Origin of the sequence: Corynebacterium nasorum (assembly GCF_032821635.1) — a bacterium.
Lineage (GTDB): Bacteria > Actinomycetota > Actinomycetes > Mycobacteriales > Mycobacteriaceae > Corynebacterium > Corynebacterium kefirresidentii.
Genome location: NZ_JAVBIE010000001.1, coordinates 248,324 through 268,420, shown reverse-complemented (window position 1 = coordinate 268,420; position 20,097 = coordinate 248,324). Strand labels below are relative to the sequence as shown.

General features: G+C 59.6%; 17 protein-coding genes and 1 pseudogene. 1 reads left to right on the top strand and 17 read right to left on the bottom strand.

What is annotated here, in order from left to right; genetic code table 11:
• Positions 1 to 12 precede the first annotated feature (12 nt).
• The 17 genes and pseudogenes from RAE07_RS01245 to RAE07_RS01165 all read right to left on the bottom strand — a co-directional run bounded on the left by RAE07_RS01245 (position 13) and on the right by RAE07_RS01165 (position 19,305).
• Positions 13 to 711 (bottom strand): YggS family pyridoxal phosphate-dependent enzyme, encoded by a 699-nt coding sequence (locus tag RAE07_RS01245; protein ID WP_317001145.1) that lies wholly within the window; start codon positions 709 to 711, stop codon positions 13 to 15.
• Positions 711 to 1,442 (bottom strand): peptidoglycan editing factor PgeF, encoded by a 732-nt coding sequence (gene pgeF, locus RAE07_RS01240; RefSeq protein ID WP_284798316.1) that lies wholly within the window; start codon positions 1,440 to 1,442, stop codon positions 711 to 713. Before pgeF ends, RAE07_RS01245 begins: the two co-directional genes overlap by 1 nt.
• 24 nt (positions 1,443 to 1,466) lie before the next feature.
• The gene (ftsZ, locus tag RAE07_RS01235; protein WP_023021205.1) at positions 1,467 to 2,786 is read right to left on the bottom strand and encodes a cell division protein FtsZ; all 1,320 of its coding nucleotides are present in this window, start codon (positions 2,784 to 2,786) and stop codon (positions 1,467 to 1,469) included.
• A 310-nt stretch (positions 2,787 to 3,096) separates the two neighbouring features.
• Positions 3,097 to 3,768 carry a cell division protein FtsQ/DivIB gene (locus RAE07_RS01230; protein ID WP_259825128.1) on the bottom strand — a complete coding sequence of 224 codons (672 nt, stop codon included), beginning with the start codon at positions 3,766 to 3,768 and terminating at the stop codon, positions 3,097 to 3,099.
• On the bottom strand, positions 3,768 to 5,231 hold the full coding sequence (gene murC / locus RAE07_RS01225; RefSeq protein WP_259825127.1) for a UDP-N-acetylmuramate--L-alanine ligase: 1,464 nt from the start codon (positions 5,229 to 5,231) through the stop codon (positions 3,768 to 3,770). The genes RAE07_RS01230 and murC overlap by 1 nt, the downstream gene beginning before the upstream one ends.
• Entirely contained in the window at positions 5,232 to 6,332 is a 1,101-nt protein-coding gene (gene murG / locus RAE07_RS01220; RefSeq protein WP_317001143.1) for an undecaprenyldiphospho-muramoylpentapeptide beta-N-acetylglucosaminyltransferase, read from the bottom strand.
• A gap of 23 nt (positions 6,333 to 6,355) precedes the next feature.
• Positions 6,356 to 7,756, bottom strand: a complete 1,401-nt coding sequence (locus RAE07_RS01215) for an FtsW/RodA/SpoVE family cell cycle protein (RefSeq protein WP_259825125.1) — start codon at positions 7,754 to 7,756, stop codon at positions 6,356 to 6,358.
• Positions 7,757 to 7,784: 28 nt separating this feature from the next.
• Positions 7,785 to 9,182, bottom strand: a pseudogene (gene murD / locus RAE07_RS01210) (UDP-N-acetylmuramoyl-L-alanine--D-glutamate ligase); the annotation flags it as partial.
• Positions 9,183 to 9,217: 35 nt separating this feature from the next.
• Entirely contained in the window at positions 9,218 to 10,324 is a 1,107-nt protein-coding gene (gene mraY / locus RAE07_RS01205) for a phospho-N-acetylmuramoyl-pentapeptide-transferase (protein WP_023021199.1), read from the bottom strand.
• Between the two features lie 30 nt (positions 10,325 to 10,354).
• Positions 10,355 to 11,884, bottom strand: coding sequence for a UDP-N-acetylmuramoyl-tripeptide--D-alanyl-D-alanine ligase (locus RAE07_RS01200; protein ID WP_317001141.1), 1,530 nt, complete (start codon positions 11,882 to 11,884; stop codon positions 10,355 to 10,357).
• A gap of 2 nt (positions 11,885 to 11,886) precedes the next feature.
• Positions 11,887 to 13,422 (bottom strand): UDP-N-acetylmuramoyl-L-alanyl-D-glutamate--2,6-diaminopimelate ligase, encoded by a 1,536-nt coding sequence (locus tag RAE07_RS01195; RefSeq protein WP_317001140.1) that lies wholly within the window; start codon positions 13,420 to 13,422, stop codon positions 11,887 to 11,889.
• 9 nt (positions 13,423 to 13,431) lie between these two features.
• Positions 13,432 to 15,300 carry a peptidoglycan D,D-transpeptidase FtsI family protein gene (locus tag RAE07_RS01190; protein WP_034655422.1) on the bottom strand — a complete coding sequence of 623 codons (1,869 nt, stop codon included), beginning with the start codon at positions 15,298 to 15,300 and terminating at the stop codon, positions 13,432 to 13,434.
• Positions 15,301 to 15,507: 207 nt separating this feature from the next.
• Positions 15,508 to 16,284 carry a cell division protein FtsL gene (gene ftsL, locus RAE07_RS01185; RefSeq protein ID WP_259825123.1) on the bottom strand — a complete coding sequence of 259 codons (777 nt, stop codon included), beginning with the start codon at positions 16,282 to 16,284 and terminating at the stop codon, positions 15,508 to 15,510.
• A complete protein-coding gene (gene rsmH, locus RAE07_RS01180) occupies positions 16,281 to 17,321 on the bottom strand; it encodes a 16S rRNA (cytosine(1402)-N(4))-methyltransferase RsmH (protein ID WP_524535613.1) in 1,041 nt (346 codons plus the stop codon). The genes ftsL and rsmH overlap by 4 nt, the downstream gene beginning before the upstream one ends.
• A 158-nt stretch (positions 17,322 to 17,479) precedes the next feature.
• Positions 17,480 to 17,914, bottom strand: coding sequence for a division/cell wall cluster transcriptional repressor MraZ (gene mraZ, locus RAE07_RS01175; RefSeq protein ID WP_005324499.1), 435 nt, complete (start codon positions 17,912 to 17,914; stop codon positions 17,480 to 17,482).
• A 451-nt stretch (positions 17,915 to 18,365) separates the two neighbouring features.
• Positions 18,366 to 18,764 carry a DUF3040 domain-containing protein gene (locus RAE07_RS01170; RefSeq protein WP_023021193.1) on the bottom strand — a complete coding sequence of 133 codons (399 nt, stop codon included), beginning with the start codon at positions 18,762 to 18,764 and terminating at the stop codon, positions 18,366 to 18,368.
• Between the two features lie 109 nt (positions 18,765 to 18,873).
• Positions 18,874 to 19,305: an SAV_6107 family HEPN domain-containing protein gene (locus RAE07_RS01165; RefSeq protein ID WP_023021192.1), complete on the bottom strand. Its 432-nt coding sequence runs from the start codon at positions 19,303 to 19,305 to the stop codon at positions 18,874 to 18,876.
• A 231-nt stretch (positions 19,306 to 19,536) separates the two neighbouring features.
• On the opposite strand from RAE07_RS01165, the gene RAE07_RS01160 reads away from it, so the two are divergent.
• Positions 19,537 to 20,091, top strand: coding sequence for a GNAT family N-acetyltransferase (locus RAE07_RS01160; protein WP_023021191.1), 555 nt, complete (start codon positions 19,537 to 19,539; stop codon positions 20,089 to 20,091).
• The last annotated feature ends 6 nt before the right edge of the window (positions 20,092 to 20,097 follow it).

Below are 20,097 nucleotides of genomic sequence, written 5' to 3'. Positions count from 1 at the left end.
TTTGCAATGCTTTCAACCTACTGGCCGCGGCCCCATGATACTGGTTCCGACACGCACGATATCGCTGCCCGCAGCAATTGCTTCGGCCATGTCCGCGCTCATTCCAGCAGACAATTTCAGCGGGCGCTTCAGCGCGGCAGATAGCCGGTCGACCTCATCTCGCACACCGCGAAAGACCTCGCCCGCATCGGCGTCGAGGGGCGGGACTACCATGAGGCCAGCGAAGTCGAGGTGTTCGCTTCCTTCTACTGCTTCGACGAGCTCGTCGAGCGCGTGGCGAGAAACGCCTCCGCGAGCGTCATCGCCATCGGCAGACACTTGGACAAAGACCGGCAGGTTGCTCTCGCGTTCCCCTCGTTCCTTCGCCAAGGCGACGCCCCGTTCCAAAGCCTGAGCAAGTTTGAGGGAATCAAGCGAATGAACGCTGGCCGCCCAACGAGCCACGTGATTGGCCTTTTTGGTCTGGATCTGGCCGATCATATGAAAGCGCAGCTGTGGCAGTTCAGCCGCTTTGGCGCGAGCTTCTTGCTCCCGGTTTTCGGCAACGTCACTAACCCCGAGTTCAGCAAGAAGGGCGATATCCGCAGCTGGATGCAACTTCGTCACCGGCAGTAGCTGCGGGGGCTTGCGGTCTGCTTGCGCCGATAGCCGTTCAATTTCGGCTCGAGTGGCGGCGAGGTTTTCTCGAAGCTGTGCTTTACGGTCTGCCATTAGTTAGCCTCCAACCAGATCAGCCCGGCCTGGCGGCCGGTAGTGCCTTCGCGGCGATAGGAAAAGAAATTTTCGTCTTCAATTGTGCAGCGCGGATCGGATTCAATCGCGGTGATGCCGAGGCCCATGAGCTGGCGGATCAAACCTGCGCGAACGTCAATTCCCCAGGTTCCTTTCGACGTCCGCGTCTTCGAACCGGGCAGCCGACGTTCTACATCCTCAGCCATCTCTTTCGGCACCTCGTAGTTTTTGCCGGAGGCAGCTGGTCCCATAACCACCTGGATGCGCTCGGGCTGAGCGCCGAGTTTCTCCATTTCGCGCACGGTATTGACGATGATGCCGTTGCGGGCGCCCAAGCGGCCAGCGTGGGCGGCGGCGATGACACCAGCGGCGACGTCGACAAGCAGAACCGGCGTGCAATCTGCAACAAGGACGCCCAGCCCAAGGCGGCGCTGCGTGGTGACAATCGCGTCGGTGGCTGGCACAGGTTCATCCTGTGGACCATCGATAACGGTGACTGTATTGGTGTGTAGTTGTTCCATCCACACGATATCGTCCACGCCGGTCACGCGTTTTAGGCGATCTCGATTCGCAGCAACCGCGGCGGGGTCATCGCCAACATGGTGCCCTAAATTAAAAGAGTCATATGGAATAGCAGACGCCCCGCCGGCACGGCTGGTAAAGACCATGCGGACGGGGCGTTTGGTGCGATGTTCCTCGTTTACTGGCATGCACACCAGCGTAGCGCTTTGCGCTTAGCGCATGAAGGAAGGCACGTCCAGATCGTCGTCGCCATCATCATCGCGGCGCTGGGATGGGCGAGACAAACGGTAGTCATCACGACGCTCCTCGCGGGAGAAACGGTCAGAATTGGTGAACAGACCGGTAGATTCTGGGCGGCGCTCCTCGGCAGGGCGCTCTGGGGTGTAGCGCTCCCGCTCCTGGCCGGCACGCGGCTCGTAGGAGTGGCGCGGGGAGTAATCATCTTGTACCGGCTCGGCCGCACCAGGCTGTGCCGGAGCCGGGGTGACGGGCTCTGCGGCCGCGCGCTGGCGATTGTCAAAAAGGGACCCTGGCTTGCGCTGTTCCTGCTGCTTCTGCGGTTGTGCAGCGGCCTGGGTCATATTGGCCTCGGCATCAAAGCCGGTGGCAATGATGGTGATGCGGATTTCATCACCCAAGGTGTCATCGATGATGGTACCGAAGATAAGGTTGACGTCTTCGTCAGCGCGCTCCTCCACCATGGAAGCCGCGGCATTAACCTCGTGCAGGCCAAGGTCGGAGCCGCCGGCGATGGACAACAGCACGCCCTTGGCGCCTTCCATCGTCGATTCCAATAGCGGGGAATTAATGGCCTGCTCGGCAGCGGTCATGGCGCGATTATCGCCGCGGGCAGAGCCGATGCCCATCAGGGCAGAGCCGGCGTCGGACATGACGGAGCGGACGTCGGCAAAGTCGACGTTGATCATGCCTGGGATGGTGATCAGATTGGTAATACCCTGCACACCATTGTGCAGCACCTCATCGGCGGCGCGGAAAGCCTCAACAATGGAAAGCTCTTCCCCACCGAGCTGCATCAGGCGGTCATTCGGAATAACGATAAGCGTATCGCATACCTCACGCAGCTCTTCGATGCCGGCCATAGCCTGGCGGGTACGGCGGGCACCCTCGAACTTGAACGGACGGGTGACAACGCCCACGGTCAACGCGCCCATCTTCTTCGCGATGGATGCCACAACCGGAGCGGCACCGGTGCCGGTACCGCCGCCTTCGCCAGCAGTCACGAAGACCATATCGGAGCCTTGCAGGGCGTCTTCGATTTCGGACTTATGATCTTCTGCGGAGGTCTTGCCCACCTCAGGATTAGCGCCGGCACCGAGGCCACGGGTGGCCTCGCGGCCGATATCCAGCTTGGTATCGGCATCAGAGAAGATGAGGGCCTGAGAGTCAGTGTTGATGGCGACGAACTGAACGCCCTTGAGGCCTTCTTCGATCATGCGGTTGACGGCGTTGACGCCGCCACCGCCGACGCCGACGACCTTGATATCCGCGAGATTGTTATTGGAAGAGATCATGTGAGTTGGTCTCACCTTTCGCTACTTTAAGTCTGCACGTGCATTAAACGAGGAATGTAATGCGGTCCGCCGAAAGCGAATCGCGTTCCTTTCCATCTTTAACGACAGCCGTGTAATTTTCACGCACATTTTGCGCGTGTCGAGACCCTCAAGTTGCACTTTAGGGTTGTTCACCTGCGGTTTTGTTAGTCACACCCGCACCATCCGCCCCACATTGGTGCCAGAGAAAAAGGCCCCTGCAGCGCACGCGCTTAAGCGGCGCTGCAGGGACCACAGAAGGGTAAAAACTGCGTCCGGGGGCACCCGTCCCCTATCCGCGGGTGGTCACCAACTCAGGGTTGGAAATATTCCACTCGCGACCTTCCATCTTCAACACGGTGGCAAAGGCACGCGCCTTGTCATCATCATTGGAGTCGCTCGCACCCCAAAAGACGCGGCGGCCATCCTTAGTGGTAAAGACGAGCGAGTATTCATCGGCCACATCAAGGGTTCCTACTTGGTTGCGCACGTCATCCGATAACGCAGCGATCGCGCGCACCGCGTCTTGGGTTTGGCGGGAGCCGCTATCAACAGAACCAGTAACCTCAACCGCGCCGGCGGGAGGCTCCGCGGAGGTAAATTCCTCGCCCTTATCATCAATCAGGAAAGGCTTATTATCGCGCTTTACAAAAGCCACAGCCTTGTGTTCTTCCACATTGATAGTCAAGGTAGAGGGAAAATCGCGCGAGACAGTTACCGAATCAACCCACTCCAATCCAGCAACACCGGAGGCTGCCTTGCCAGCATCTACGCGCAGGAGGTTTTCTCCTTCGGCAACCCCAGCGGCCTCCTCTACCTGCGCGGCATCAAGCTGCTGGGTACCTTCCACCTGAAAATGGCGGACCTTTAAGATGGGCACCGTCCATACTACGGCGGCAATGATCAAGGCTACGACAACGACAACTGCGCTGATCCCGGCAATGAGCTTGGTGGATACGCGCACTAGCTCGCCCGCAATTCATCGAGAATTTCTGCCGCGACCATAGTTACCGAGCCAGCACCGATGGTCAGCACGACATCGCCAGGTTCTACGAGCGAAACAACGTCGCGGGCAGCGGCAGAAAAATCTGGTTCGAAGATGACCTGCATGTCGCTTGGCATTTTATCGGTAATGATGCGGGAGGTAATTCCCTCCACGGGTTGTTCGCGCGCGCCGTAGATGTCGAGGACTACGGCGGCGTCGGCAAGCGAGAGCGCTTGGGCAAACTCAGCGTCAAATTCCATGGTGCGCGAGTACAGGTGCGGCTGGAAGCAGGCGATGACACGGCCGCCGTGGCCTTCGGCCTCAACCTTTGCCCGGGCGGCGCGCAGAACTGCAGCAACCTCGGTGGGATGGTGCGCATAGTCATCAAAGACGCGCACCTGCTTGCCCTGCTTGTCGACGCTCCCCCGGTACTCAAAGCGCCGGCGCACACCGCTAAAATCAGCCAATCCCTCAGCAATGGCAGCCGGGGCGCCACCGGAAAGCACACCAGCCAACAAGGCGCCCATCGAGTTAAGCACCATGTGGTGTCCCGGGATCTGCAGCTCGTAGCGCACAGTTTCAGAGATGCCAGGAAGGTTAACCTTTACGGTGGTGTCCATCCCCTCAGCGGTGGTCTCCTCGCGTTCCAGCTCAGCGGCCAGCGGCACGGTAGAGGTAAAAGACTTGTCCGCTGCGCCGTAGGCCACGACGTTGATGCCGCGCTCCTGCGCACGCTCGCCTGCTTGGGCGGCGTGCTCATCCTCGGCGCAGACAACAAGATAGCCGGTATCTGGGGTGACCAGGCCAGCAAAGTCATCGAAGACCTTGAAGTAAGCCTCCTCGCTGTGGAAGAAGTCGAGGTGATCGGGTTCGATGGTCGTCAGCACCGCAACATCGGGGCTGTAGCGCAGAAGGGAGGCATCGGATTCATCGGCCTCGGCGACAAAGGCCTCACCGGTGCCGCCGTGGGCGTTGGTGCCCGCGCGATTGAGCTGGCCGCCGATGGCAAAGGAAGGATCGAGACCTGCGTGTTGCATCGCACTCACGGTCATCGACGTCGTGGACGTTTTGCCATGCGTGCCGGCCAGCAATACCTGCTTGTGGCCTTCCATCAATGCGGCGAGCAAATCGGAGCGGCGGATGACGGGGATATCGTTTTCCTGCGCGGCTACTAACTCCGGATTGTCTTGCGGAATGGCAGCAAAGGAAGTTACCACGACGGTCGGCAGTTCACCCGATAGGCGCAGGTTTTCGGCAGCGTGCCCGATGGCGACCTTCGCCCCCATGGTGCGCAACACCTCAACCGGGGTGGAGTCTTTGACATCGGAACCAGTGACCACTCCGCCGCGAGCGGCGAGGATTCGCGCGAGCCCCGACATTCCGGAACCACCAATGCCGATAAGGTGGACACGGCGCAGATCGTAGTGTGCGGGATCAGTCATTTACTTATCCTTCCTTCCAGCGGCGTCTTCGGCCTCGGATACGCGGGCGGCGATGCGGTCTGCGATGGTATTTGCCACGTCTCCGGCGCTGGCATGGGCGGCGGCGTGCGTCATCGACTCGAGGCGTTGCGGGTCATCCAGAATGCCGCGAACCTCGGAGATCAGTCGCTCTGGGGTCAGCTCCGCATCCGGGATCTGGATGGCGGCGCCTGCCTCGACCACGTCGCGGGAATTGAGCGCCTGTTCGCCATTGCCGTGCGGCAGCGGAACGTAGATGGCCGGCAGGCCTGCGGCGGATACTTCGGCAACGGTCATCGCGCCGGAGCGGCACACGACGAGGTCGGCCACCGCTAGGGCGGAGCTCATGTCCTCGATATACGGGAGTGCGGCGTAGTTCGGGTGTTCTGCTGGCGGGTCATTCTTCTTGCCATAAGCATGCAGGAGCTGGAAGTCCTTGGCTAGGTCCTCCACTGCCCCAGCAACCGCGCGGTTGATGCTGGCTGCGCCTTGGGAGCCGCCGGTAATGAGGACGGTGGGAAGCTCGGCCAAGTTCCACTTGGTGCGCGCGCCTGCAGCAAGGGTCCCCTCCGGGTCCTCCGCCAAGCTCGGGCGCACGGGAATACCCACGACCTCACCCGGCATTCCGGACTCTGGGTGGGCGTTTAGGCCGATGCCGCCCATTTTCACGCCGAGCTTATTGGCGATTCCGGCTAAGGCATTGGTCTCCAAAACATAGAACGGGTTCCCAAGGGAGCGCGCAGCAATATAGGCTGGGCCGGCCACGTAGCCGCCGGTGCCAAAGACAACGTCTGCTTCGACGTCCTTGAGTACCTGCTTGGCCTCCCTCACCGCGCGGGAGAGGTTAAACGGTAGCTTGAAAAGCTGCGCGTTGATTTTGCGCGGAATCGGCACGGGGGTAATCAGTCTAAGGTCCACGCCTCGGGCGGGAATGATATCGCGCTCAAGGCCCTTTTCGGTACCGAGAGCGGTGATGCGAGCGCCGTGGCGCTCGCGCAAAGCTTCGCCCACGGCAAGGGCGGGTTCAATGTGTCCGGCAGTGCCGCCACCTGCAATGACGACGGAAATAGGCGTGGAATTCATAGCCTAAAGGCTACCAGCGCCACCTATCGATAGCGGCGCTCGGCGCGCGGATAGCGGCGGCCGCTTCCAGTCACCGGGCGACCAAATTGCTCTTCGCGCACACGGGAGCGCGGCTCCTGCGGGCGGGCGTGACGCCCCCGCTGCTTCTTTTTCGGCTTAGACACCGGCTGCGGCTCGCCAATGAAAAAGAGGCGATCAAAAAACGGGCGGCCGAAATTCTGCATGGCAGAAATCTGCATCGGTTCGTGACGCGCCACGTTGCACAAGATGCCCATCGAGCCGATCGTGATGATCGCCGCGGTACCGCCGGCCGAAATCATGGGCAGCTGAATACCGGTTACCGGCAGCAGGCCAATGACGTAGCCAATATTCACGAAGGCCTGCGTAACCACACCGATGGTCAGCGTTGCGGCCAGCAGGGACTGGAACTGGTTCTGTGCGCGCATCGCGGTGCGCAAGCCCACATAGCCCAGTGCGGCGAATAGCACGATGACGAGCGCACCGCCCCACCAGCCGAGTTCCTCACCCACGATGGCGAAAATAAAGTCATTTTTCGCCTCGGGCAGGTAGAACCACTTGGCACGGGATTGGCCAATGCCAACGCCCCAGAAGGCGCCGTCGGCAAGCGAGAGAAAGCCCTGATAGGACTGGAAACCCGTACCTTGAGTATCGGAGATATTGCCCACCAAGGCGTCGAAATAGGTGTGGAAGCGGTTGGACCGGAAGCCGCCAGAAAGGAAGATAAACAGCAAACCGCACACGGCTGCGACGCCGATGGTCGCCGGAACGCGCCAGTCGACACCCGCGAAAATCAGGGTGAAGACAACCACGAGGGCCAAGGACAAAGCCATACCGAAGTCGCCCTGAAGGACGATGAGCAAGAACATAACGCCGGCAATGAGGGAGTACATCATGAAGGGATCCGTCACCTTCATGGATTTGTGCTCCTTATCCGCCAATACGGTCGCACCAAACATGCCTACGGCGACGCGGGCAAGCTCCGAGGGCTGCAGGGAGAACGGTCCCAAGTAAATCCAGGACTGGGAACCTACCTCCTCGCGGCCGGTACCGACGCCAGGGATCAGCACCGCGATGAGCAAAATGATGGACAAGCCCACAATCCACGGTACGCATTTGCGCAGGGTATGCGGCGACACCTTGAGGCCAAACCAAAAGGCAACGAGACCCAAGAACACCATCACGCACTGGCGCAATGCTTGGTTCCACACCCCGCCGTCCTCCGTCAATGACGTGGCCATTGAAGAGGAAAAGACCATGAGCACACCAATGCCCACGAGCGTGAAAATGATAAAGCGCAACAGCTGGTAATCCAGGCCGGCCTGCTGGCGGGCTTGCTCGCGCAGCTCACGAACGCGGTCGCCAAAGCTCTTGGAGCGCGGGCGCTGCTGGGAGGTGGCCGTCATATGTTCTCCTGATCTTCAATATCTAGCTCTAGTCGCGGGTGAGCTCCCGCGCGGCTGCGGCAAAGAAGTCACCGCGTTGAGCCATGCCGGTATACATATCCAACGATGCCGCAGCCGGTGCCAAAAGGACGGTATCCCCGGCTTCGGCGTGTTGCAGTGCAGCATCCACCGCTGCATTCATGGCCGCGGCAGGGTCGTTGCTTTCGATAACGTCTACAGGTGCATGTGGTGCGTGTTCGGCCAGTGCCTGGGCGATTTCTTGCCTATCCGCGCCGAGAACTACCGCGGCCTTGATATGGGCGGCGTGCTTGGCGACGAGCCCGTCTACCTCCGCCCCCTTCAACTGCCCGCCGGCAATCCATACAACGGAGTTGAGCCCTTTTAGCGCCGCATCCGCTGCGTGTGGGTTGGTGGCCTTGGAGTTATCGATGAAACTGATACCGGAATGCTCATGAATCACAGCGCCACGGTGCCCGGCGACGGTATACGCTGCCAGCCCCTGCGCGATGGAGCGCGGGCTAGCGCCTGCCAAGCGCGCGACGCTTGCTGCGGCCGCAGCGTCCAAGACTCCTGCCAAGCCAGCGGGCTCGATACCCTCGGCGGAAGCGAGATCCTCCCGCTCCTGGGTGAGCCGAGAGAGAAGGCGGCCGGCGCTTACGCCTACCTCCCCCTCTGCAGGTTCAGCGGCGGTAAATCCGTATAGATTAGCTGTATTCTCGGCGTAGCGCACCGCCGCGGCATCGTCCTTGCCCACGACGGCGGCTTGGCCGTCGAGCACCTTGGCTTTGGCCTGCGCATAAGCGTCGAACGAGCCATGCCAATCGAGGTGGTCTTCTGCCAAGTTCAACAGCACGCCCACATCTGGGCGCAACTGGCTAGACCAGTGCAGCTGGAAAGAAGAAAGCTCGGCACAAAGGACGTCGACGCGAGGGGTGGCGGTGAGGGCGTCGAAAAGCGAAACGCCAATATTGCCTACCGCCAGTGCGCGCTTGCCGGTGCGCTCGGCATCGGCCTGCATAATCTGGGCCAACATTCCGGTGGTGGTGGTTTTGCCGTTAGTTCCGGTGACCACTAACCAGGTGCGCGGTGCCCCGAAGACGCCGGATCGGTCCAAGCGATAGGCAAGCTCCACATCGCCGATCACCTCTACCCCAGCGTTCTGAAAAGCAACCAACAAAGGCGAGTCAGGACGCCAGCCGGGCGAGGTAATCACGAGGTCAAACTCGCTTTGGGCGGCGGAGTCAACCGAAGCCGTAGCTACGCCGTAGTCCTCCGCCAACGCCTCTAGAGCAGCTTCGTTGGAATCTGCCACGGTAGTATCCACGCCGAGTCTGGTGAGCATAGCGACGCAACCGCGCCCGGATACTCCCGCCCCAGCCACGAGCACGCGACCGCGCAAGGAGGATGGTAACTCGGTCATCTGTTTTCCTCTTTCCTCGAAAAAGCTAGAAGGCGTGAGTCTTAAGAACTAAAACCGACCGCGGACAGCCAGTCACCATAAAAGATGCATACGCCGGCAATGGCGGCCATGGCGCTGAGCAACCAAAAGCGGGTGACCACGGCGGTCTCTGCCCAACCACCGTTTTCAAAGTGGTGGTGGATGGGCGCCATGCGGAAAAAGCGCTTTCCGGTGCTGCGGAAGACGATGATCTGGATAACCACGGAGACCGTCTCAATAACGAAGATGGCGCCGATGATGATCATGAGCAGCTCGGTACGGGTGGTCACGGACAGGCCAGCGACGAGACCACCGAGTGCTAGTGAGCCGGTATCGCCCATAAAGATTTTCGCCGGTGCGGCATTCCACCACAAAAAGCCCAAGCAACCGCCCAGGCCAGCTGCAGCCAGCACGGCGAGGTCGAGTGGATCACGGACCTCATAGCACCCCGCCGCAGGCGACACAGCGCAAGAGTTGCGGAACTGCCAGAAGGAAATGAGCGCGTAGGCTCCCATGACCATCGCAGTGGTGCCGGCGGCCAAACCGTCGAGGCCATCGGTGAGGTTTACGGCATTCGACCACGCCGCGATGAGTAGATAGAGAAAGACCAAGAAAACGATGGTGCCGATAATGGCGCCGCCCACGGCGATATCGAAGGTGTCAAAATCGCGGACGAAGGACAGGTTTGTCGACGCCGGGGTCAAGCCGTGTGCATCGGGGAACTGCAGTGCCAAGATGCCGAAGATAAGCGCGACGGCTAGTTGACCTACCAGCTTGGCGGTCTTATTGAGGCCGAGGTTACGCTTTTTAAACAGCTTGATGAAGTCATCGGCAAAGCCCAGTCCGCCCAAGCCCATGGTGAGGAAGTAGACCAAGAGACCGGAGGGGCTAAAGCCACCGTTGCCCGTCACGCGGGCGTAAATGCCCACCACAAGGTAGGCCACAGTGATGGCGAGCAAAATCGCCAGTCCGCCCATAGTTGGTGTGCCGCGCTTGCGTAGGTGCAGCTGTGGCCCGTCCTCACGGATTTCCTGCCCCTTGCCTACGCCGGAAAAATAGCGGACCAACATGGGAGTGGTAAAAATCGCGACGAGGAAGCTGAGGATGCCCGCGATAATGATCTGAGTCATTGCTAGAGGTCTTTCTCCTTGTACTGAGGACTAACGGCGATTGAGCTTTTCTGCCACGCGCCACAGGCGCTGGGCATTCGATGACTTGATGAGGACAACGTCTTTGGCCTCGCGCTCCGCCCAGTCTTCGATGCCGGCAGGCGCTACCCTAATGATGTCTTCGACCGCCGCCGCAGCGGTGTCAACATCTGGGCTGATAGTAGTATTTATACCCTGCGCCCGTGCGGCCTCGACCATCGCCCTCATATTCTCGTTATCTCCCACGGCCACGAGGTAGCCAACGTGGTATTTGGAAAGGACCTCGCCCAATGTGCGGTGGGCAGCCACCGCTTCGCCGCCGAGTTCTCCCATCTCACCGAGCACGGCGATGGCTCGGGCATCCGGACGAGCGGCTGAGGTATAGGCCAGCGCGGCAATCGCCGCGTGCATTGAATCGGGATTGGCATTATAGGAGTCATCGATGGTGGTGACTCCATCGCGGCGGGTGCGTACGTCCATGCGGTGTTCGGAGGCATTTTGGTGCCCCGATAGCGCGCTGGCTACCACCTGCGGGTCCATGCCTGATTCAATGGCTGCGGCCGCCGCTGCCAAAGCATTAGATACTTGGGGCCGGCCAAAGACCTGCAGTTTTACTGGAAGCGGGTCTGTGCCCGGCGCATGCAGCACGAACGAGGGGCGGGCCACATCATCGAGCTGGATATCGCTGGCGTAGTACTGGGCGTCGGCAGCCGGCGGCTTATTTGCCGAGTAGTAAACGACCTTTGCTGAGGTGCGAGGCGCCATGCCGGCGACAAAGGGATCATCGGCATTGAGCACAGCGACCCCGCCCTCAGCGGCCGAGGGCAGGGCCTCCACAAGCTCGCCTTTGGCCTGGGCGATGTTTTCACGCGAGCCAAACTCGCCTAGGTGAGCGGTGCCCACGTTGAGCACTACGCCCACGGTGGGTGCGGTAATAGTTGTCAGGTGGCGGATATGGCCAATTCCGCGGGCAGACATTTCGGCAACGAGGAAGCGGGTGTGCTCATCACAGCGCAAAGCGGTATAGGGCAGGCCGACCTCGTTATTAAAGGAACCAGGAGGGGCAACGGTATCGCCCTCTGCGCGGAAAATAGTGGCCAGCAGGTCCTTGGTGGAGGTCTTTCCGGCTGAGCCGGTCACACCGACTATCTCTAGGCCCTGCTCCGCGGTCAGGCGGCGGGTGACTTCCCTGGCAATATCGGACAGCGCCTGGACAACCGCAGCGGCAGAACCGTCCTCGTCGTGAGCATAGATATCCGCGTTCGCAGCATCACCGGTAACGCGGCCTTGAGGCTTAACGACGACCGCCGGAACGCCGACCGGCCGCGCAGCCAGCACCGCTACTGCGCCCTGCTCAATGGCCTTTTCCGCATAATCGTGGCCATCCACTCGGGCGCCGGGAAGGGCAAGAAACAACCCACCTTTGGTTACCTTCCGGGAATCGAATTCGATGAACCCGGTAACGCGCTGATCTGGGTCGGAAACGCAATCGAGGCTGCCCCCGGTGATTTCGGCAATATCGGCAATAGAAAGTGGAATCATGACTACTCCTTCGCATCCCTAAGGGTATCGCGCTGTAGGGTTCCGGCCAGTTTCTCCTCGATGGCGCGTGCCATTTCTTCGCGGTCATCAAAGTGCAAGGTTTTTCCGTTAATAAGCTGGCCCACCTCGTGGCCCTTGCCGACGACGATGACGGCATCGCCTGGCTCGGCCCAGTCAACGACTTCATCGATGGCACGGGCACGAGAACCTACCTCACGAATATCGCCCTGGGGCGCGGCTTCGCGTGCGCCGTCCACCACCGCAGCACGAATAGTGGCAGGGTCCTCAGAACGTGGGTTGTCATCGGTGACCACAGTGAGGTCAGCGCGGGTGGCCGCGGCAGCGCCCATGATGGGGCGTTTTGAGCTATCACGGTCTCCGCCGGCGCCGACGACGATGCCGACGCGCCCCTTGGTTCCTTCAAGTTGGCCACGCAGAGTATCAAGCACCGCGGCGATAGCTGCCGGCTTATGGGCATAGTCCACCACGGCTACAAAGTCTTGACCGCGGTCGATGCGCTCCATACGGCCGGGAACGGCGACCTTTTCGACGCCCGAGAGGAACTCCGCCGGCTCCTCTCCTACCGCTACGGCCATGCCCAGCGCCAAGCAGGCATTGGCGATATTGAACTCGCCAGGCAGTGGCAGCCGGAAGGAGAAATCGGCACCGTCATAGTTCAAGGCGACCTCTTGGGCGCCGGTAGCCTCGGTGGCGGTTTGGTGCGCGGAAATCGTAGCCGCACCCCCCTGAGTGGCCACCGTGGTTACGGGGTGGCCAGCGCTCTCGGCGACGCCGCGCATGCGCCCGCCCCACTCATCATCGAGGCAGATTACAGCCTGCTCGGCTGCCTGCTCCCCAGCAAAGAGCTTGGCCTTAGCTTCGAAGTAGTCCTCCATGGTGGGGTGAAAATCCAGGTGATCCTGGCTTAAATTCGTAAACCCGCCCACGGCAAACCGGGTTCCGCGAACACGCCCCAACTCCAGTGCATGCGAAGATACCTCCATCACCACGTGGGTGACGCCCTCGCTTTTCATGCGCGCGAATAGCTCTTGCAAGGTAGGTGCCTCGGGAGTAGTAAGCGAGGTAGGAACCGGGGTGCGGTTAATACGAGTACCGGTGGTACCGATAAGCCCCACGGAATGCCCAGCATGGAGCAGGCCAGCTTCAAGCAGGTAGCTCGTGGTGGTCTTGCCGGAGGTACCGGTGACGCCAATGACCGTCAGTTCCCGGGTGGGGTGGCCATAAATTTCAGCGGAAATCGGACCGAGCACGGCACGAATATCGTCCACCACCACAATGGGGCGGGTCTCTTGGGCCTGGCTGAGCAGGTCGAGTCCGGCGGCGTCGGTAAGCACAGCCGCAGCCTTAGTATCGCGGGCGAACTGCGCGCCGTGTGCACGTGTGCCCGGCAGGGCGGCAAAAAGCGCGCCCTCAGGCAGACGGGAAGAATCCAGCCCGCACGCGGAGACCTCCACGGAGGCGTCACCAATGACGCGCCCGCCAGAAAGCTGGGCGAGAGTATCCAATGAAACGGTCATACTAAGCTCCTATTGTGCCCGCAGGGTCAGCCGCGGTGCTGGTTTCGAAGTCGGAATATTGTCACGGTTGAGCAGCCAGGAGGCGATGTCTCGGAAAATAGGCGCTGCCGATTGGCCGCCGCCTCCATTGTCCTCCACACCGGATTTGGGTTCATCCAACATGACGGCAACGACGAAGCGCGGATCATCGGCCGGTGCGATACCGGCAAAGGTGATCCAATAGGCGGAGTTCGAATAGGCCCCGGTATTCGGATCGACCTTTTGAGCTGTACCAGTCTTGCCGGAGAGCTGATAACCCTTGAGTTGCGCATTACCGGCCGTGCCATTTTGCAGGCCAGCGTCATCGTCTTGGAAGACGGCCCGGAACATATCCACCGTTGTCTTGGCGGTTTCAGGGCTTATCACCTGGGTCTTTTTTGGCTCCTCCAGCTTTTCTTCCTTGCCGTCTGGCCCCTTCACAGAGTCAATGATGCGCGGCTCGATGCGCTCGCCGCCATTTGCCAATGTTTGGTACACGCTCGCCATCTGCAAGGTGGTCCAGGACTGGCCCTGACCAATGGGCAGGTTGGCGAAGGTGCCGCCGGACCATTGCTCCAGGTCCGGCACGCTACCGGCAGATTCATTCGGTAGTTCTACGCCGGTGGTATTACCCAAACCAAACTTTTCCAAGTACTTCGCGTACTTTTCTTGGCCCAATTTATCGGCAAGCATCAAGGTGCCCACATTGGAGGATTTACCAAAGATGCCGGTCGTTGTATAGGGCTCGGTGCCGTGCTGCCACGCATCGTTAACGGTCACACCCGCCATATCGATGGATCCCGGAACCTGGTGCACCTCGTCCGGGGTGGTCACTCCCTCTTGCAATGCGGCAGCAGCGGTAACCACCTTGGCTACAGAGCCTGGCTCATAAGGGTGCGAGACGCTGTGGTTTTCAAAGTCTTTGCCCTCATCGAGCTGATCCTCAATATTCTTGTTGGGATCTACGGTATCGGTATTGGCCATGGCGAGGACTTGGCCGGTCGCAGCATCAAGGACCACAGCCTCCGCGCCAGAAGCCTTGGAGTTGGCCTTGGCCTTCTCCAGCTTTTGCTGCACATAAGTCTGCAGATCCAAATCGAGGGTGAGGGTGACATCGCGGCCATCAACGGTATCAACGACATCACGGAGCGTGCCGGGGATAACCTGGCCATCCGCGGATACGTCCTCGGTTGACTGGCCGTCAATGCCGGTTAGTTCCGTATCGCGCGCGGCCTCGAAGCCAAATTGGCCATGGCCATCCATGGATACCTTGCCCACGACATTCTCCCCAATAGCGCCATTGGGGTACTGGCGAATGTCTTGCCGATCCGCTGCCACTCCGTGGTACTTATTGGAAATCTCTACGGCTACATCCGGATCGACATTGCGCACCAATACCTCGTATTGGGTATCGGCCTTGAGCTTATTAAGAATGTCTTCCTTTTCCACCTTGGAGGTCGAAGCTCCCGAATCCTCAATCATCTTCGGGATTCCCTCCGCCATGTCTTTGAGGGTCTCCTCCATTTTCTGGTTGAGGAAGCTATCGAGCTTCTTATCGTCCATACCCTCAGTCGAGCCGTCATTCTGGGCCTCGATTTCGGCCTTGTCTTTTAGCTCATCGCGCAGACGAGTAGGTGAGACGGTCAAGGACCGAGACTTCATCGTATAAGCCAAGCGCTGGCCGTCGCGGTCTAAAATCTCTCCCCTACGGGCCGGCTCAATATAGACGCGCTCGCGCTGAGTTACGGCCTTGGCGGAAAGGTCCGGACCCCATACGAGCTGCACCCAGGCTAGTCGGCCGACAAGGACAACCATCGCCACAAGCACCACGGAGACGATAATGCGCAGACGCTTGCGCATCAGCTTCTTTTGCGGCACCGCGGAGCTGGTGGTGCGGCGCGGGCGGCGCCTAGCCCTACTTGGCGTAGTCACAGTCCAATGTCACCTTCCCTATTTCCGCCACAATATCTTGCGTGTATTGATTGTGCCCTACAAAAGTCAGAATGCCCGCGCCACCACGCGCGAGCATCATCATTTTCACCGAATATTCTTCCCTAGCCACTCCGGCTACTCGGCGCGGCTGGCGTACGGCGCACGTGCGGGAAGGTTGGGGCGCGCGTCATCCTGCGCGGCGCCGGTATTCCCGGCATCACCGCCGCGGGTGGTGCGCTGTTGGCCTTGCGGCACGGCGTTTAAGGAATCCGAGAGGCCTTCAGTATCCTTCGGGTCGCTGGAAGCCTGGCCGGGGCGGATAGGTTCTCCGTTTACGTCAATAAGCTTTTCCGTATCCGGGGTGCCTTCGCGCTTATCGACGATCTTTCCATCGCCGCCAACTTCCGCAATACCTGGCTGCTTAGGAATGGCCATGCCCATCTCATCCGCACGGCGCGCAATGTCCGCAGAGGAGCTGAGATTTTCTGCATCACGGTTGAGGGTTTCAATCTGGTTATCCAGTTGGGAATCCTGAACGGTGAGCTGTTGGATGGCAAAGGTTTGCTTGGTAGACAAACCGGACAGCCACATTGCCACAGCTACGCCGACGATGAGAAGCGTAAGCGCGATGACAGACAGGCGGGCAAACAGCCCGCTCTTCTTAGTCTGCGGCTGCAGCTGCCGGCCGCGGAAGCTAACAACCTGCTTCGATCCCAGGCGGTTCGTGCTGCGGCTGCGGTGCGGCACCCGGGTGCGGCTCGGGGCACGCTTCGTGCTGGGACGCTCACGCAGCGCCGTCGGGGCTCCGGTATCGATTCCGGTGGTGAAGTCTCGGCTGGCGCCCATGGTGCGAGTGGCCTCTCTGTCGCGGCTGTCAGTCTTTAGGTGGTTTCGACGTGGGATTGTGCTCATGGCCTGCCTCCCGGCGGTAGAAATTCTGACATTCCCTCAAGCCTTTCGATGGCACGAACACGCACCGACGCGGCCCGGGAATTTTCTGCAATCTCCTCTTCGGAGGCCTTTTCCGCGCCTCGCGTCACGATTGTGAACTTCGGCGCGGTGCCAGGAAGGTCCATTGGCAGTCCGGCCGGAGTTGTGGACGTGGTCAATTCTTTAAAGGCCGCCTTCACGATGCGGTCTTCCAAGGACTGGTAACTCATAAATACGGCACGGCCGCCTACCGATAGTGCTTGGGTAATAACCGGCAGCACATTTTCGATAGCCTCCAACTCGCGATTGACCTCGACGCGCAAGGCTTGAAAGGTGCGCTTCGCGGGGTGTCCCCCTGTACGCCGGGTCGCGGCCGGAATGGCGTCGTAAAGCAGCTCAACTAAGCGCGCGGAGTTAGTGAAAGGCTCCTTATCGCGCTCCTTCAGTACAGCCGAGGCAATTTTCCCGGCAAAACGCTCATCGCCATAGGTCTTGAGGATCCGAGCCAAATCACCGTGCGAATAGGTGTTGAGCACATCCGCCGCAGTAATCCCCTGCGAGGGATCCATACGCATATCCAGCGGTGCATCCGTCTTGTACGCGAATCCGCGGTCCGCCTGATCGAGCTGCATCGAAGAAACGCCAAGGTCAAAGAGGGCTCCGGCAAGGCCGACGCTGCGGGCCAGACCAAAGTTATAGCCCTCGCCTTCCGCAATGGCACTGCCCAACTCATCAAAGCGAGCGTTGACGCCAATGAAGCGATCGCCATAAGGCGCTAGACGTTCGGTTGCGTTGCGCAGCGCCTGCTGATCGCGGTCTACGCCAATCACTCGGACATTGGGGAAAGCTTCTAGAAAATAGCGGGTGTGGCCGCCGGCGCCCAAGGTGGCGTCAACAAGCACGGCATTATCCCCCGCCGTTTCTACTTGGGGGCGCAGGAGATCGGCCATGCGCTCGCGCATGACAGGCACATGGCCGTGATTATCAGCCACGTCATAATTTAGGTTTTCAATAGCCATGTCTCCCCGCAACCCCCTTTCTTCGAATCCCGGACTTCCAGTGGTGGAAAGCATGCGAGTGCGTATAGGGCCCTGTCCGAGGCAGGTTTCTGATATCGGGGAAGTACACCAGAATCATCCGCCTCGGACAGAGTCCTTACACGCACTCTTGTGCAGGCTTAGAGCAAGCCCGCCAGTACGTCATCGGCATCTGCGGCCGAATAAGCATCTTCAGTTTGCGACTGGTACTCGGCCCACGCGGCCGCGTCCCAAATTTCGAGAAAGTCCACAGAGCCAACCACAACGCATTCCTTGGACAGGTTCGCGTACTCCCGATGCCCCGCGGACAACGTGATTCGACCATGCCCGTCCGGCCGCTGTTCGTCCGCACTTGCTGCCAAGTTGCGGATGAAAGCGCGTGCTTCTGGGTTGGTTCGAGAAACCGCCGCTGCCTTCCGCGCTCGTGCCGCAAACTCCTCCCGTGGGTACACGGCCAACGAGTGGTCCTGCCCCTTGGTGACCATGAGGCCACCCGCGAGTTCATCGCGAAACTTTGCCGGAAGCGTAAGACGTCCTTTGTCATCGAGCTTCGGAGTGTAGGTTCCGAGAAACATCCCGGCATCCACCTTCCTTACTCGAAAACTCCGGATTCTCTCACTTCAGAATCGAGACGTTGAAGCCCCTCTTTCCTCCGCTGCGCCCCACTCTACCCCACTTTCCCCCACCTAACCCACTTATTACCGCGTGTCCTTCAGTTAGTCCACAATTTCCCGCAGCTAGATAGCAGTTTTTTCAGTGGGAAGAAATCCCCTAAAAGGCCTTGACAGCCCATTACCGCCACCCCTTACACCCCACCCGCAACACCAATATAATGCGCCCCGATCCCCTCACCTCCCCCATATCCTGTGTTATCGAGGCGTTTTGACTGGGCTAACGGGAAAGCTACCCCACAACAGCCCACCGAACGCTTCTCCGGTGGGGCAAAGTGGGGAATTTTGGTTGGATACAAAAATCCCCGGTCAACCTTTACTGGATCGACCGGGGTGAGCTTGAAAATGAAAAGCGCTAACGCCCCTCAAAACGGCGGCGGAAGTTTTCCTCCAGCTTATCGCTGACTCCACCCCTACGGGCGGCAGACTTCTTTGCACGGACACCAGAATCACGCTTCTCCACCGAATATCCGGAGCCATCACCGCGCAGCATCCACACACCAGCGGCAAACATCACTAAAAAGCCCGCAATGGAAAGCGCAATAAACCACAGGCTCTGTTGTGCGAGGGCAACACCGCCAATGAGCATGCATAGACCGACAACAACGAGTGCTACGCCACGCAGGGTTACCGCGCCGCCAGAGCCACCGAACGACGCAGGCTCAGAAACGGAAGCGCCAAACTTAGGATCATCAGCAAGTAACGATTCCTCAATTTCACGGAGCGTACGCTGCTCCTGTTCAGAAAGAGACACTGTTCCTCCAACTAGGGTTTGGGCTTCGGGCGGCAATAGTTCTACTTATACTAACGCCCAGAATAATCAGTATGTTCCCTAAAAGGTAGTGAGCGCCCCCACGCAGTGACTACGCAGCAAAAGAGCCAAAAGAAGTCTCTAACTCACTTTCATCCAAGAACTGTGCAGCACGCTGCATAAGACCGTAGACAAAATCCCCGCCCGGGACTTCATCCAAGCCCGACGCTACGCGAGCGCGGGTACGCGAATAGCCCTTAAAAGATTCAGCCCACCGCTTTTCCTCCACACCTACGAGCGCTAGCCGGTCCCATGCGCTAGAGGGGAGGCGGCGACGTCGAGCCACCGCCGATACAGCTACCCGCGCCCCCGCGGTGCGAAGGGCCGATTGGTACGCCACCTCTAAAGCTTGATCGAACCGCCCTTCAGCCGCATAACCGCGTGCGGCATCCAATAATTCTCGAGCCTGAAAGAGGAACCGCGCTCGCTTGCCGCCCGCCCGGCCATAAGAACGGGTACGCGTTGCCGAAATAATCTGTGCCATTGCCTTTGTCCTTAACTAAATAAATAACGTCGTTGGTTTTGCCCATTGACCCTAAGGAAGCCGCCGGACATTTCACCCTTAAGAATAGTGCACCTGTTCGAATTAGACAAGGGTATACCCTGCGCACAAGGTTCTATAAGGCCGATTGTTCGACTTTTTAACACCGCGTCCGAAAGACAGAGTTCGCCCCACTGTCCGCCTCTGGGCCAGACTTCTGGTGTCATAGATACTGTGAGCTTTGAAATTCGCCGCCTAACCCCGCCGGAGTTTTCCTTACTGGCCCCTCAATTGGTTGAAATCCATATCGAGGCAATGAACTACAACCCCGCCATCGTGCACAGCCGCATCTCCAGCTGGCGACGTGACTTGACGCGCCCTGGATTCAGCGCGCAGATAGCCACCCAGGACGACGGCATCGTTGGGGTGTCCTATGGGTTTCTAGGTTCTCCGGATAGCTGGTGGGACGCTGAGCTTCGTCGCGGGCTACGTTTGCAAGGCGGTCCCACTGAAGAGCAGTGGGACATCGTACGCAACTACTACGAATTGGCGGAGATCCACGTATTGCCGCAATACCAGGGACACGGCCTGGGTAAAAAGCTCTTAGAGGGATTGTTATGGAATGCCCCGGCGCGTTATGCCCTATTGTCCACGCCTGAAGTACCAAACGAGGACAACGGTGCCTTCCGCCTCTATAGGTCCGCCGGTTTTTTCGATGTCCTCCGCAATCACCTCTACCCCGCCGATGCCCGCCCTTTTGCCATCTTGGGCGCTAGGCTGCCGCTGTAAACCTCT